Raw genomic sequence first — 13,925 nt, forward strand, 5'->3', positions numbered from 1 at the left:
GCAATGGGAACTTGATACTTCGACGTTAGGCCCGGAGGGTCGCCAGGTCAAAGACCTTGGGGCTTTGAAGTGGCGTGTCGAAACTTTCAGCCTCAACTTTAACCTTAACGTGATCTAGCCGTCGAAATCTTCCGGCTCCACGTCATCGAGGAATTCACGGAACCTGCGTAGCTCGCGCTCCTCGTCCACCGTGGGGTTCGGCTCCGTATCCTCGCCTTCGTCGTGTTCGGTGATGCGGACTCCGGCTTCGTCCATCACCGAATCCGCGCACCAGATACGGCATTTCGCACGCAGGGCAATGGCGAGGGCGTCGGAAGCCCGCGAACTGACGGTGGTGCCGTTCTCGAACTGCAGCTGCCCGTAGAAGATGTTGTCCTCCACTGCAACAATGTTCACGCTGACCACCGAGTGGCCCAGCGATTCCACGACATCGACGAGGAGGTCGTGCGTCATGGGCCGTGGCGGAACCACGCCCTGCTGGGCAAGGGCAATGGCACTGGCCTCCGGCGTGCCGATCCAGATGGGGACATGACGTTCCCCATGCATTTCGCGGAGCAGCACCAGTGGCTGGTTGGACGGCAGTTCGATCCGAACGCCAACAATCTCGACTTCAATCATCAGATGTCCATGCGTGAGATGTGGTCCTGCACCAACGCGCGGTGCAGGGTGAGGCAGAGGTCGCTGATTTCGCGGGCTGCCTCAGCTGCACGCGCCTGGGATGCGGAGTCCTTGCGGGACGCCAGGGGTGCCACCGCGCGTTCCACGAGGCCGAACTCCCGTTCCGCCGCCGCCTGGAAGGGACGGAGGTGCCGTGGTTCAAGTCCATGGCCCTCGAGTTGGACGCAGGCGCGCGCAACCTGGAGGGCATGGTCGTCGAACCGGCCGTTGGTGTGGCTGATGAGGCCGAAGTCCAGGAGGGACTTCAGGAGCGGGACGCTGGCGCCGGATTCCGTCCGCAGCTGTTCTTCGGTGAGCTTGCGGCCATGGTTCTGAAGTTCCGCAGCAAGTTCGTCGGAAACGATCCGCGGTGAAACTACGACGCCGGGCGGCAGGTTCTCCGGGCGCTCTCCCCTGTCGATGGCATCAAGGTAGTCCTTGATGACCTTCAGGGGGAGGTACTGGTCCCGCTGCAGAGCAAGGACGAACCGGAGACGTTCGACGTCGCCGTCGGAATACTGCCGGTAACCGGCCGGAGTCCGCCGCGGATTGATGAGGCCCTTTTCCTCAAGGAAGCGGATCTTCGACGCCGTCATGCCCGGGAAGTCGGCACTGAGCTGGGCGAGTACCTCGCCAATGTTCAGGACCTGGGGGCCCCGGCGTTCGGGTTGTGCCATTGCCACAGGCAGCGGTCCCCGGATCAGCCGCGGCCTGCAGCTGTGGCAGGGCTCAGGTAGAAGGTAAGGCGGAACTTGCCAATCTGGACTTCGCTGCCCGATTTGAGCTCCACGGCGTCCACGCGGTCGTGGTTGACGTACGTGCCGTTCAGGCTGTTCCGGTCCACCACTTCAAAACTGCGTGCCGTCCGCCGGAATTCGACGTGGCGCCGGGACACTGTGACATCGTCGAGGAAAATATCAGCGTCAGGGTGCCGGCCCGCGGTCGTAACGTCCGAGTCAAGCAGGAAGCGCGCGCCGGCGTTCGGTCCGCTGTGGGCGACGAGGAGCGCCGAGCCAGCCGGCAGTGCCTCCACGGAGTTGCGCTCCTCCAGGGACAGCTTGGGGGCGATGGTGGGCTCATCCCGGATGGGCGTGAGATGGATCGAGGTGGTCTCCGACGCCTTAGCCGCACCCGTGCCGTATTCCCCATCGGCAGGGTTCTGTGTGTGGCCAGCCATGGATTCCTCCTCTTCCCGCTGCTGCCCGTCAGGGCTGCAGCCAACGTTTGCCCGCCGGACCTTCCCGGCAGGTCCGGTTCCGGCTCCGCATCCGGCCGTTGACGTGCGAAGACGTCCGAGCCTGCGAGGCGGGCCGGACCGGATTTACCGGTTAGCTTTAGCCTACCTGCTGTTCGTACTCGGATGCACTGAGCAACGAGTCAACGGCGTCTGCTTCGGCGAGTTTGACCTCGATCAGCCAGCCGTCACCGTACGGATCCGTGTTGATGAGAGCGGAATCGGAGTCCAGCGACTCGTTGCGGGCAACAATTTCGCCCGAAACCGGCGCGTAGATGTCGCTGACGCTCTTGGTGGATTCGACTTCGCCCACCACTTCGTTGGCCGTAACCTTTGTACCCACTTCGGGCATCTGCGCGTACACAACATCCCCAAGGGCGTCCTGGGCGAAGTCGGTGATGCCCACGCGGACCACGCCATCAGCGTTGGGGGCAGTGACCCACTCGTGCTCGGCGGTGTAGGACAGGTCTTCGGGAATGTTGCTCATTGGGGGCCTTTCGTAGGGCTGGACACCAAGGTCAGGGGACGCGGAAACGAACCGCCGCTGAAAGTATAGGCATATCTGCCGGGGCGTTCGCGGGGCTGTCTGCGAAGATGGGACGCATGAGCGCGCTTCGTTGTGCCGGACTGTGCGGAGAGGGCGGGTAACCATGCCGGAGCTTCCCGAGGTGGCCGGCCTGGCCACCTTCCTGGACGAACAGCTGCGTGGCACCGTCCTGACCAAACTGCAGGTTGTCTCCTTCGCGGTGCTCAAGACGGCGGATCCACCGTTCAACGCGATGGAGGGCCGCACCGTGGCCGGAGTCCGCCGCTTCGGAAAGTTCATCAGCATCGACACCGATGGCATGTCCCTGGTGTTCCACCTGGCCCGCGCCGGCTGGCTCCGCTTCACGGACTCCCCCGCGGACAGCCAGTTGAAAATGGGCAAAGGACTGATTGCCGTCCGCTGTGCTTTCTCCGGCCCGGACGGGCCACGCGGGTTCGACCTGACCGAGGCCGGCACCAAGAAGAGCCTGGCGGTGTACGTAGTGCGGGATCCGCAGGACGTGCCCGGGATCGCCACGCTCGGGCCGGACCCGTTTACGGAGGCGTTCGACGCCGGCATGCTGGGTGAGATCCTCGGGGCCAGTTCCCAGCAGATCAAGGGCCTCCTGCGCAGCCAGAGCGTTATCGCCGGCATCGGGAACGCCTACAGCGATGAAATCCTGCATGCGGCCCGCATTTCGCCGTTTGCCACCGCCAAATCCCTGGACCGGGAAACAGTCCAGGTGCTGTATGAGGCCATCCACAGCGTCCTGGGCGAAGCGCTGGCCGAAGCCCAGGGCAAGCCCCCGAAAGATTTGAAAGACGTCAAGCGCAGCCATATGCGCGTCCACGCGCGCACGGGGTTGCCGTGCCCGGTCTGCGGGGACACTGTGCGGGAGGTGTCGTTCGCCGACACCGCTCTCCAGTACTGCCCCACCTGCCAGACCAAGGGCAAAATCCTGGCGGACCGCCGTACATCCAAATTCCTGAAGTAGGACTTCGGCCGCCCCATTTCCTGCCCGGGCCTACCCTATTTGCGTTCATCGCCTTCACACGCAGATACCGGCTTAGTATCCTTGATGCCACGTCCACCGGATGAACACAACGGGACGGACGCGAACTGGTTGCATGAGGGTCCAGACACGGGCGCTCATTTCCCGCACAAAGTGCCCTTCCGGGCCAACTCAATGTGTTCAGTCATCACTGAAGCGCCCCCTCAACCGTGAACCGGGGGAAACGGGTTCACGTGCTGGGCCGGCGCCCGCACCCTCAAGCCCAGGCTTCCATGCCCACGCGACAGGCTTGAGTGACAACCGCAGACAGGCGAGTCGACGACGACGTGGACCGCGCCAGTATAACGGCCCGTGCCTGCCCGTTCTGCCTGCTTGCCTGCTCCTGCGGGGTATCGATCCATTCGATTACCTGAGGAAAATGCAATGAAGAGAACAGCGCGTTTCTTGAGCTCGACTGTCCTGGTGGCAGGACTCACGCTCGGCGGCTCGGCAACTGCAGCTTTTGCAAGCAGCAACGACAAGGTGAGCGACCACAACACGTCCTATTCCAGGACGTACGACAAGGACCGGCACGATCGCAGCGACCGTGACCGCGACCACCGCGATCACCGGTTCCTCTTCATCTGTTTCGACCGCCGCGGCAACCACTGGTTTGAGTGGGGCGACAGGTATGACAACAGAAGGAACTGCTACGTGATCCGCGTGCGGTACTGACGCCACCACGCGGAACGGCTGCCCGCGGGTTCCAAGCAAACCCGCGGGTGTTAAAGCACAAGGGCCGCTTTCCGGAGATATTCCGGAAAGCGGCCCTTCGTGGTCGGGCTGACAGGATTTGAACCTGCGACCCCTTGACCCCCAGTCAAGTGCGCTACCAAGCTGCGCTACAGCCCGCTGGTTCTGCCGTTCTCCGCTGCAGGTCATCCCGGATTCCTCCGAAGATTTCCATCAGCAGTCCGGCCGAACCACCTAGAAGAGCTTACACGATCGAAAGGGGTGCGGATGACACTTTCCGGGATTCTGGCCCGGACGTGTCGGAGGCAACACCCGCTTAGCGCTTTTTGCCGCGCTTTTCGCGGACGCGCATGCTGACTTCAATGGGCGTGCCCTCAAAGCCGAAGGTTTCCCGAAGCCGGCGGGTGATGAACCGGCGGTACCCGGGATCGAGGAACCCGGTGGTGAAGAGCACGAACTTCGGCGGCCGGCTGGAGGCCTGGGTACCGAAGAGGATGCGCGGCTGCTTTCCGCCCCTGACGGGGTGCGGGTGGGCGGCCACCAGCTCGCCGAGGAAGGCATTCAGACGGCCGGTGGGGATGCGCCGGTCCCAGTTTTCCAGGGCAAGGTCCAGTGCGGGGACCAGGCGGTCCTTGTGCCAACCGGTCTTGGCCGAGATATTCACGCGCGGGGCCCATTCAACGTGGGCCAGGTCCTGTTCGATTTCGCGTTCCAGGTAGCGGCGGCGTTCGTCGTCGAGCAGGTCCCATTTGTTGAAGGCCAGCACCAGGGCGCGGCCTGACTCGATGGCCAGCTGAAGGATCCGGACGTCCTGCTCGCTAAGGACCTCGTCCACGGCGAGGAGCACGACGGCGACCTCCGCCTTCTCAAGGGCAGCCTGGGTCCGCAGCGAGGCGTAGTAGTCAGCGCCCTGCGCCATGTGTTGGCGGCGGCGGATACCTGCAGTGTCCACAAAGCGCCAGGTGCGGTCTCCGAGTTCGATGAACTCGTCCACGGGGTCCCGGGTGGTGCCGGCGGTGTTGTCCACCACCACGCGTTCGGTTCCTGCCAGCTTATTCAACAGCGAGGACTTGCCCACGTTGGGGCGGCCGATCAGCGCGATGCGGCGGGGACCGCCCGAACGCTCCACGCCCTCAACGGTGGAGAACTCGGGCAGCACATCCATGACGTGGTCCAGGAGGTCAGCCACGCCGCGGCCGTGCAGGGCGGAGACCGGGTACGGCTCGCCGAAACCCAGGCCCCACAATGCGGCGCTGTCGGCTTCCTGCGCGAAGTCGTCCACCTTGTTGGCCACCATGATGACCGGCTTCTTGCTGCGGCGGAGCATCTTCATGACGCCCTCATCCGTGGCGGTGGCACCGACGGCGGAATCGACCACGAAGAGGACGGCGTCGGCGAGTTCCACGGCCATCTCGGCCTGCTCGGCAACGCGGGCGTGGATGCCACGGGCGTCGTGCTCCCACCCGCCGGTGTCCACCAGGGTGAAGTTGCGGCCGTTCCAGTTCGCCGAATACATGACGCGGTCCCGGGTGACACCCGGGGTGTCCTCCACCACTGCTTCGCGGCGGCCGAGGATGCGGTTCACCAGGGTGGACTTGCCCACGTTGGGCCGGCCGATGATGGCCAGGACAGGATCGAGCTTGACGGGACCGTCCATGTCCTCGTCGCCGTATTCGCCGCTCAGCAGGGCGGCATCTTCCTCATCCAGCTCGTAGTCTTCCAGGCCTGCCCGGAGGGAGGCAGCGCGGAGTTCGGCTTCGTCGTCGCCGATCGCCGCAAGCCGCTCGGCCACCTGGTCGGTGCCCGAAGGCGTGTACTCGTACTCGGCCGAGCCGGAATGCCCGGATGTTTGCGTGGTGTCGCTCATTGCACTGTCCTTAGTGGTCATCTGCCGGCGTCCCGGCTACTGCTGTTAAGTCTTGGGGAGCATCAGCGAACGGCAACGGCTGCCCACTGAGCTGAATGGCGTCGCGGACGTGCCCGGCCAGCGCTGCGCGGATTTCCTGCGCCGCCCTGTCCATTGAAGCACGGCCTGTTTCCCCTGCCTTGCGGCTCAGGGTGAGTGCGGGACCGAAGGCCACATGGAACCGGCGGCCCGGCCGGGGCACGGAGTCGAGGTGCTCCGCGCCAACACGCGTGCCCAGGATGGCCACCGGCACCACGGGCGCCCCGGAGTTGAGCGCAAGCCAGGCAACGCCACCGCTGATACCCGCGGCGTCCCCGCTCCCCCGCGTCCCTTCGGGCAGGATCCCGACGCAACGCCCGGCGTCGAGCACGTCCTTGCACCGTTGCAGCGCGGCGCGGTCGCCGCGCCGGTCCACGGGCAACTGCCCGGAAGCGGTAAGGACGCGGCCAAGGAATCCCTTGAACATCTCCTGCTTTACCAGGATGTGCATGGGCCGCGGGGCAGCCCCGAACATGACCGGCCCGTCCAGGTAGCTGATGTGGTTGCCGGCAAAGATTACCGGCCCGCCGGTGGGGACGTTGTCCCTGCCGGTCACGGTGGTGCGGTAGACGAGGTGGTCAAGGATCCAGCCGACAGGCCGGCTCCAGGCCATGGTCCAGCCCGCGGGTGTCCCGGCGGCGCCCTCAGTCACGGTTGAGGACCTTGGTGACAATCACCAGTGCGGCGTCCACGGTCTGCTCAAAGTCAAGGTCTGAGGAGTCCAGGGTCACTACGCCGGAGGCAGCCTGGGTGAAGTTCACCACCGCTGAGTCCTTCGCGTCGCGGTGTGTGACCTGGGCTGCCAGTTCCTCGGCGTTCTGCGTCCCGCCGAGCTGGAGGCCGCGCCGGCGCAGCCGTGCTTCCTCGCTGGCGGTCAGCAGCATGCGCACCTCGGCACCGGGGGCGACGACGGTGGTGATGTCCCGGCCCTCCACCACCATGCGGCGGTGGTGCTTTTCGATCAGGTCGCGCTGGCGGCGGATCAGTTCTGTCCGCGCACCCAGGGTGGTGGCCACCGCGCTGACGGCGGAGGAAATCGCGGGCTCGCGAATGGCGTCGGTGACGTCAACGCCGTCCACCCTGACGTATTCCTCGTTGGGGCTGGTGCTGACTTCCAGCACCAGGTCCCGCGAGGCCTGTTCCACGGCTGCGGCGTCCTCCAGGTCAATGCCGGTGGTGACGCAGTGCCAGGTAAGGGCCCGGTACATCGCTCCGGTGTCCAGGTAGGCAATCCGCAGCCTCCGGGCCACTTCCTTGCTGACGCTGGATTTGCCGGAGCCGGAGGGCCCGTCGATGGCAACAACGAGAGGCCGGCCGATGCGCAGGGCGCGCACGGATTCGAGGAGTTCTTGTGTCATTACTGAAGTACCCGCCATCCGCGGTCGTTGAGGGCTTCGATCAGGTGGTCATGCTTATTGGGCAGCACGGATATTTCCACCATACCGACGTTCTGTCCGGAGGAATGGTCAAGCCGCAGGTCTTCCAGGTTCACGCCGATCTCACCGATCTCGGTGAGCAGCTGCGCAATCTGGCCGGGCCGGTCATCCACCAGCACGGTCAGCCAGGAATACGCCTGCGGCGGGCCGCCATGCTTGCCGGGGATCCGGGCCTGGCCGGCATTGCCCTCGCTCATCAGCTGGGCAAGGTCCAGCCTCGCCCCCGGCGCGGTGGGGTTCTCCAGCGTTCCGATCAGGCGGTTCAGGTCTTCCCTGACGCCGTAGAGGATGTCCACTACCTTGCCGGCGTTGCCACCCAGAATCTGCACCCACAGGGTGGGATCGCTGGCGGCGATCCGGGTGACGTCACGCAGCCCGTTCCCTGCGAGGGACAGCGCATGCAGCGGTGTTCCCTGCAGCCGGCTGGCCAACAAGGAGGACATCACCTGGGGCAGGTGCGAAACAAGTGCTACGGCTTCGTCGTGCTCGTCAGGGGTGAACTGCGAGACGACCGCGCCCAGGTCGGTCGCCAGTGAACGCGCAACCTGCAGGGCTGCCGGGGAAGTTTCCTCCGAGGGGCACACCACCCACGGCATGGACGTGAACAACTCGCCGCGGGCCGCAACCGGCCCGGACTTTTCGCGCCCGGCCATCGGGTGCGTCCCCACATAGCGGGCGAGGTCGGTGCCGCTGCTCCGAAGGCTCGACAGGATGCCTGCCTTAACACTGGCGATGTCCACCACCACGGCGTCCGGGTAATCGGACAGCGCGGTGGTGACTACCCCGGCCGTGACGTCCGGCGGAGCCGCCACCACTACAAGCTGCGGTGCTGCACCGCCCAGCTCCGCGAGGGGCCGGCCAGCACCGATGTCAACAGCCACCGCCTGGTTGGTGGGCGAAGGGTCGGACAGGAAGACAGGCACGCCGCGGCCCCTCAAGCCCAGGCCGATGCTCGTCCCCAGCAATCCGGTGCCGATCACGACGACGGGCCCGTCCAGGTGCCCGCGGCCGTGGCTCTTGAACGCGGACATGGCTCAGAGTCCTACGGACGCCAGCAGATGGCCGACTTCCTGCTTGCCAAGATTGCGGATGCTGCCCTGGCGCTGGTCGCCCAAACCAATGGGTCCCACCTTGACGCGGACCAGCCGCTGCACAGGGAAGCCAACGACATCGAACATGCGGCGGACAATGCGGTTCTTGCCCGAGTGCAGCACCACTTCGATCAGGACGTGCCCGGGAGTGGAGTCCACCAGGCGGAAGGAGTCCACGGCTGCAAGCCCGTCTTCGAGTTCCACACCGGCCTTCAGCTGCGCGCCGATTCCCTGCGGGAACGGGCCGCGCACCTGGACCAGGTAGGTTTTGGGGACTTCGTAGGAAGGGTGGGTGAGGCGGTTGGCCAGTTCGCCGTCGTTCGTCAGGAGCAGCAGCCCCTCCGTGGCGACGTCGAGGCGGCCCACATGGAACAGCCGCTCGCCGGTGTTCTTGTTGCTCTTGAGGAAATCGCTGATGCACGGCCGGCCATCGGGATCCTCCATGGTGGAGACCACGCCCTTGGGCTTGTTGAACACCATGTAGACGAGGTTTTCGTCCAGCTGAATGCGCAGCCCGTCCACGTGGATGACGGCGGTGGTGGGGTCGATGCGGACACCCAGCTCAGTCACTACCTGGCCGTCCACCTCAACCCGGCCTTCGGCGATCATCTCTTCGCAGACGCGCCTGGATGCGACTCCAGCAGAGGCCATGACTTTTTGCAGGCGTACGCCGTCGGCGTCGTGCAGCTCCGACTGTGGCACGTCCGTGCGGGGGCGCTTCTTGCGTCCCGGCTTCCGGACCGGCCCGAGGTTCTGCCCGAAGCGTTCGCTGCCGAAGGCGCGGGAGGCCGCAGCGCCGGGCGCACCAGTGCGGGGCTTGGGCTTCAGGGCGCCCGGGGTACCCGGGGCTTTCTTGGCGCCCGGTTTGCGGGCTGCCGGCTTCCGGGAAGAAGGCTTGCTGGACCGCTCCGACGCGCCGCCCGGCTGGGAACCGGCCAGATCCGGGTCGATGAACCGTTCTTCGCGCGGTTTCGGGGCGCGGTGCGGCCGGTCGCTGCCGAAGCCCTGGCCCCGCTGGCCGCCGCCGGTGGAACCTCCGCCGAATCCTCCGCCGGCGGCCCCCCTGCGGGGGCTGTTGCCCTGCTGCTTGTTCCGGTCCGCGCCGCCGCGTCCGGAGCTGTTACGTGGTGAACCCTGGCGTCCCGCCTGTGTCATGACCCGTCCTCTGCTGTTTTGGCCGGCAAAAGCTGTCCACGGACAACCCTAGCCAGCCGGGCAGAATTTATCTGCCCTGGTGGATATTCATATGCGGGCCGGAGTTTCCGGACCTACATTCTGTCGGCGTCGTAGAACTCCGCGATGCCTTCCAGCCCCGGAAGGTGCGGGGAAAGCTCGGGAAGCCCGGCCACAGAGCTGATTCCCATCCGTTCAAGGAAGTAGGAGGTGGTCCGGTAAAGGATGGCCCCGGACTCGGGGTCTGTCCCCGCGTCCTCGATCAGCCCGCGCTGGGCAAGTGTCCGTACGACAGAGTCAACATTGACCCCGCGAATTGCAGACACCCGAGCCCGGGAAACGGGCTGCCTGTAAGCGATGACCGCCAGCGTTTCCAATGCCGCCTGTGTGAGCCTGGCAGTCTGCCCCTCGAGCACATACTTGCCGACGATGTCGGCGAAGTCGGGGCGGGAGTAGATCCGCCAGCCACCGGCGATGTTCCGCAATTCAAAACCCCGGGGGCTGGAGCCAAAGCCAGCTGAACTGGCCTGCTCCTCATCCGGGGCTTTAACAGTATACCCGTTGTAATCCGCCTGAAGATCCGCCAACAACTTTCGGACCTCCCCCAGCGTCAGTTCCAGACCGGCCGCCAGTTCATCTTCGGTGGCCGGCTGGTCGACCACCATGAGCACTGCTTCAAGCGCGGCCTTGGCGCCACCGGGCAGGTGGCGGAGCCATGATTGGGCATCGTTGCGGCCCTCGGGGCTGTCAGCGCTGTTCACGGTTGCTCCTCATATTCTTCGCTCAGGTTCTCCGCCGACCATTCGCGCTCCCCTGCCGTCCAGTGGATGGCCAGGTCCGCCAGCGGTGACAGCTGGTCGAAGGCCACTGCCCTGTCCCGGTACAGCTCCAGGAGAGCCAGGAACCGTGCCACCACCACCAGCGTCGAGTCGGCGTCTGCGGTCAGTGCCCTGAAGGTCAGTGGGGATTCCTGCTGCAGGCGGATCCCCAGGATCTCCGCCTGTTCCTTCACGCTGACAGTGCCGCCGTGCAGGTGCCCCAGGCCAACCTCGGTTGGCTTCGGCGCCTTGGGCCGGAGGGCCGCGGCGGCGAGGGCGGCGAACTGCTCCGGGGTGTGTTTCCACACAAGTTCCGGAAGCATCGAGGCGAAGTGCTCCTCGAGGGCCACCTGGCGGGGAAACCGGCGGCCCTCATCGTGGAGGGTACCGCCCAGGAGCCCCGCCACCTGCTTGAAGGCCTTGTACTGCAGCAGGCGGGCAAACAGGAGGTCCCTGGCTTCCAGGAGGGCGATGTCTTCGTCGCTCTCCACCTCACCGGCGGGCAGCAGCCGGGCTGCTTTCAGGTCCAGCAGTGTGGCTGCAATGACCAGGAACTCACTGGCCTCGTCGAGTGCCCAGTCCTCGCCAAGTTCCTGGAGCTTGCGGATGTATTTGATGAACTCATCGGTGACTGTTGCGATGGCAACTTCGGTGATGTCGAGCTGGTGCTTGGCGATCAGTCCGAGAAGGAGGTCGAGCGGGCCGGTGAAGTTGGCCAGCCGCACCTCGAAGCCGGGCTTGGTTTCAGCCACGGCGTGGCTAGGGTGCGCCGCCGCGCGAAATGAGCTCCTTGGCGAGGCGGCGGTAGGCGTCCGCTCCCACGTGGGTGCCGGCGTAACTGGTGATCGGCTCAGCGGCCACCGTGGCATCCGCGAACTTGATGGAACGCTTGATGACCGTTTCGAATACCTTGTCCCCGAAAGCCTCCACCAGGCGGGTGATGACTTCCCGGCTGTGCAGGGTGCGGGCGTCGTACATAGTGGCCAGGACGCCATCGACCTGAAGGCGCGGGTTGAGCCGGTCCTGGACTTTGTCAATGGTCTCGACCAGCAGCGCCACCGCGCGCAGGGCGAAGAATTCGCAGATCAGCGGAATGATGACGCCGTGGGCGGCGGTGAGGGCATTGACGGTCAGCAGGCCCAGGGACGGCTGGCAGTCGATGAGGACGACGTCGTAATCGTCTTCAACCTTCTTCAGTGCACGGTCAAGAACCTGTTCGCGGGCTACCTCGTTGACCAGCTGAACTTCGGCGGCGGAGAGGTCGATGTTGGCAGGCAGCAGGTCGACGTTTTCCACGCCGGTGTGGTGGATGGCTTCACGGATGTCCACTTTGCGGTCCATCAGGACGTTGTAGACCGTGAGGTCCAGTTCGTGGGGGTTGACGCCCAGGCCGGCCGACAGCGCACCCTGGGGGTCGAAGTCCACCAGCAAGACGCGCCGCCCGTATTCGGCGAGAGCCGCCGCCAGGTTGATGGTGGACGTGGTCTTCCCGACTCCGCCCTTTTGGTTGACCATGGCGATGACGCGCGCGGGGCCGTGGGAGGGCAGCGGCGCGGGTTCGGGGAACTCACGCAATGGGCGACCCGTAGGGCCCATCACCGCGTTGTCGAGGTCGAATTCCGTGCCTTCCAGAGTTGCCGCACCCTGTTCGCTGCTCACGTATCTGTCCACACTTTCGATGACGGTGACTTGCTTGCCGCTGGATCCCCAGCGCCGTTCCTTCCCTCCAAGGCTACAGCCGCCGACACGGCATTCCGGGCAACTTGACTTTCTTCGAATGTTGAGCCTTGACCCTCTAGTTGAGGTCGAAGGTTGAGGATCCTGATACGCGAAACGGCCCCCGGAGCGTGCTCCGGGGGCCGTTTGGCTGAAATGCGGGTTAGGCGCTGGCGGCAGCCTTGGCGCCTTCTTCCTTCGGCGCCAGCTCGCCGTGCCCGGCGATCATGGTCTGCTCGTCGAAGGGCAGTTCGCCGGAGAGGACCCGGCTGACCTGTCCGCCGTCGATTTCCTTGACCCAGGTACCAATCAGGACGGTGGCAACAGCGTTGCCGGTGAAGTTGGTCAGGGCGCGGGCCTCGGACATGAAGCGGTCGATGCCGACGATCATGCCAACGCCGCCCAGGAGTTCGGGCTTGTGGGCCTGCAGGCCTGCAGCGAGCGTTGCCAGGCCGGCACCGGTGACGCCTGCGGCACCCTTGGACGCGATGATCATGAAGATCAGCAGGGAGATCTGGGCGCCCAGGTCCAGCGGGGTTCCCATGGCGTTGGCCACGAACAGGGAGGCCATGGTCAGGTAGATGGCCGTGCCGTCGAGGTTGAAGGAGTAGCCAGTAGGAACGGTGACGCCGACAACCGGCTTGGAGACACCCAGGTGCTCCATCTTGGCGATCAGTCGGGGCAGTGCTGCTTCGGACGAGGACGTGGAGAAGATCAGCAGGTATTCGCGGCCCAGGTACTTCATCAGCTTGAAGATGTTGACGCCGGAGACCACCTGGAGGATGCCGCCGAGGATGACCACGATGAAGACTGCGCAGGTGATGTAGAACGCGATCATCAGGGTGAACATGCTGACGATTGCCTGGAAGCCGGTGGCGCCGACCACTGCTGCGATGGCACCGAAGGCGCCGACGGGAGCCAGCCACATGATCATGATCAGGATCCGGAAGACGAGCGCCTGTCCGTGGCCGATGGCCTTCAGGATGGGAGCTCCGGAGGGTCCCATCTTCTGCAGTGCGAAGCCGACCAGGATCGCTGCGAGCAGGGTGGGCAGTACGGGGATGTCGCCCGGGATGATGCCGAGCAGGAAGTCCACGGTGCTGTCAGTGGCGGCCTTCTTGTTGGGATCGTACGGCGTAAGCTTGAGTCCCTCGCCGGGGTGGATCAGGTTGCCCACCACCAGGCCGATGGCCAGGGCGAACGTGGACATGACCACGAAGTAGCCCAGCGCCAGGCCGCCGACCTTGCCCACCGTTGCGGCTTTTGCGATGGAGCCGATGCCCAGCACGATGGTGCAGAAGATCACCGGGGCGATCATCATCTTGATGAGCTTGATGAACCCGTCGCCGAGGGGCTTGAGGGATTTGCCGACCTCAGGGAACAGCAGGCCCACCAGGGCGCCCAGGATGACGGCGGCGATAACGGCGATGTAGAGGTAATGCGACTTGTCGAGGCCTTTGCGCCGCGGCGCCGCGGTGTCCAGGGACTCTCCCCGTTGAGAAGCCATGATGTGTCTCCTTTGGATAATCTGATAGACGCTGCGGCACAGTCACTGGGCTCACACGTCCTGCGGTGTGATATCCAT

Annotated in this window: 15 protein-coding genes and 1 tRNA gene; 2 read left to right on the top strand and 14 right to left on the bottom strand. The window is 65.1% G+C overall.

All coding sequences use genetic code 11. The annotated features are described in order from the left end of the window. Positions 1-114 precede the first annotated feature (114 nt). From UC32_RS17275 to gcvH, 4 genes are all read right to left on the bottom strand, one after another. Positions 115-618, bottom strand: coding sequence for a bifunctional nuclease family protein (locus tag UC32_RS17275; protein ID WP_015936753.1), 504 nt, complete (start codon positions 616-618; stop codon positions 115-117). Then, a complete protein-coding gene (gene ftsR / locus UC32_RS17280) occupies positions 618-1,334 on the bottom strand; it encodes a transcriptional regulator FtsR (RefSeq protein ID WP_045732428.1) in 717 nt (238 codons plus the stop codon). Before ftsR ends, UC32_RS17275 begins: the two co-directional genes overlap by 1 nt. 23 nt (positions 1,335-1,357) lie before the next feature. After that, positions 1,358-1,834 (bottom strand): FHA domain-containing protein, encoded by a 477-nt coding sequence (locus tag UC32_RS17285; protein ID WP_015936751.1) that lies wholly within the window; start codon positions 1,832-1,834, stop codon positions 1,358-1,360. Positions 1,835-1,991: 157 nt separating this feature from the next. Beyond that, positions 1,992-2,378, bottom strand: a complete 387-nt coding sequence (gene gcvH / locus UC32_RS17290) for a glycine cleavage system protein GcvH (protein ID WP_015936750.1) — start codon at positions 2,376-2,378, stop codon at positions 1,992-1,994. A gap of 163 nt (positions 2,379-2,541) precedes the next feature. Here gcvH and UC32_RS17295 point away from each other — a divergent pair, with 163 nt between their 5' ends. Next, positions 2,542-3,411: an Fpg/Nei family DNA glycosylase gene (locus tag UC32_RS17295; protein ID WP_045732429.1), complete on the top strand. Its 870-nt coding sequence runs from the start codon at positions 2,542-2,544 to the stop codon at positions 3,409-3,411. Between the two features lie 441 nt (positions 3,412-3,852). Further along, positions 3,853-4,143 carry a hypothetical protein gene (locus UC32_RS17300; protein WP_045732430.1) on the top strand — a complete coding sequence of 97 codons (291 nt, stop codon included), beginning with the start codon at positions 3,853-3,855 and terminating at the stop codon, positions 4,141-4,143. A 100-nt stretch (positions 4,144-4,243) separates the two neighbouring features. Here UC32_RS17300 and UC32_RS17305 read toward each other — a convergent pair. From UC32_RS17305 to UC32_RS17350, 10 genes are all read right to left on the bottom strand, one after another. Further along, positions 4,244-4,320, bottom strand: a tRNA-Pro gene (locus UC32_RS17305). A 157-nt stretch (positions 4,321-4,477) separates the two neighbouring features. Further along, positions 4,478-6,028 carry a ribosome biogenesis GTPase Der gene (der, locus tag UC32_RS17310; protein WP_045732431.1) on the bottom strand — a complete coding sequence of 517 codons (1,551 nt, stop codon included), beginning with the start codon at positions 6,026-6,028 and terminating at the stop codon, positions 4,478-4,480. 10 nt (positions 6,029-6,038) lie between these two features. Further along, a complete protein-coding gene (locus UC32_RS17315; protein WP_045732454.1) occupies positions 6,039-6,719 on the bottom strand; it encodes a lysophospholipid acyltransferase family protein in 681 nt (226 codons plus the stop codon). Positions 6,720-6,750: 31 nt separating this feature from the next. After that, the gene (gene cmk, locus UC32_RS17320) at positions 6,751-7,464 is read right to left on the bottom strand and encodes a (d)CMP kinase (RefSeq protein ID WP_015936745.1); all 714 of its coding nucleotides are present in this window, start codon (positions 7,462-7,464) and stop codon (positions 6,751-6,753) included. Continuing rightward, entirely contained in the window at positions 7,464-8,573 is a 1,110-nt protein-coding gene (locus UC32_RS17325; RefSeq protein WP_045732432.1) for a prephenate dehydrogenase, read from the bottom strand. The genes cmk and UC32_RS17325 overlap by 1 nt, the downstream gene beginning before the upstream one ends. Before the next feature lie 3 nt (positions 8,574-8,576). Continuing rightward, positions 8,577-9,788 carry a pseudouridine synthase gene (locus UC32_RS17330; protein ID WP_045732433.1) on the bottom strand — a complete coding sequence of 404 codons (1,212 nt, stop codon included), beginning with the start codon at positions 9,786-9,788 and terminating at the stop codon, positions 8,577-8,579. A gap of 113 nt (positions 9,789-9,901) precedes the next feature. Beyond that, a complete protein-coding gene (scpB, locus tag UC32_RS17335; RefSeq protein ID WP_045732434.1) occupies positions 9,902-10,567 on the bottom strand; it encodes an SMC-Scp complex subunit ScpB in 666 nt (221 codons plus the stop codon). Then, positions 10,564-11,376 carry a segregation and condensation protein A gene (locus UC32_RS17340; protein WP_045732435.1) on the bottom strand — a complete coding sequence of 271 codons (813 nt, stop codon included), beginning with the start codon at positions 11,374-11,376 and terminating at the stop codon, positions 10,564-10,566. The genes scpB and UC32_RS17340 overlap by 4 nt, the downstream gene beginning before the upstream one ends. Before the next feature lie 7 nt (positions 11,377-11,383). After that, entirely contained in the window at positions 11,384-12,283 is a 900-nt protein-coding gene (locus UC32_RS17345; protein ID WP_045732436.1) for a ParA family protein, read from the bottom strand. Positions 12,284-12,503: 220 nt separating this feature from the next. Next, positions 12,504-13,847, bottom strand: coding sequence for a cation:dicarboxylate symporter family transporter (locus tag UC32_RS17350; RefSeq protein ID WP_045732437.1), 1,344 nt, complete (start codon positions 13,845-13,847; stop codon positions 12,504-12,506). Positions 13,848-13,925: the final 78 nt, after the last annotated feature.

Source organism: Pseudarthrobacter chlorophenolicus, assembly GCF_000962805.1.
Lineage (GTDB): Bacteria > Actinomycetota > Actinomycetes > Actinomycetales > Micrococcaceae > Arthrobacter > Arthrobacter chlorophenolicus_A.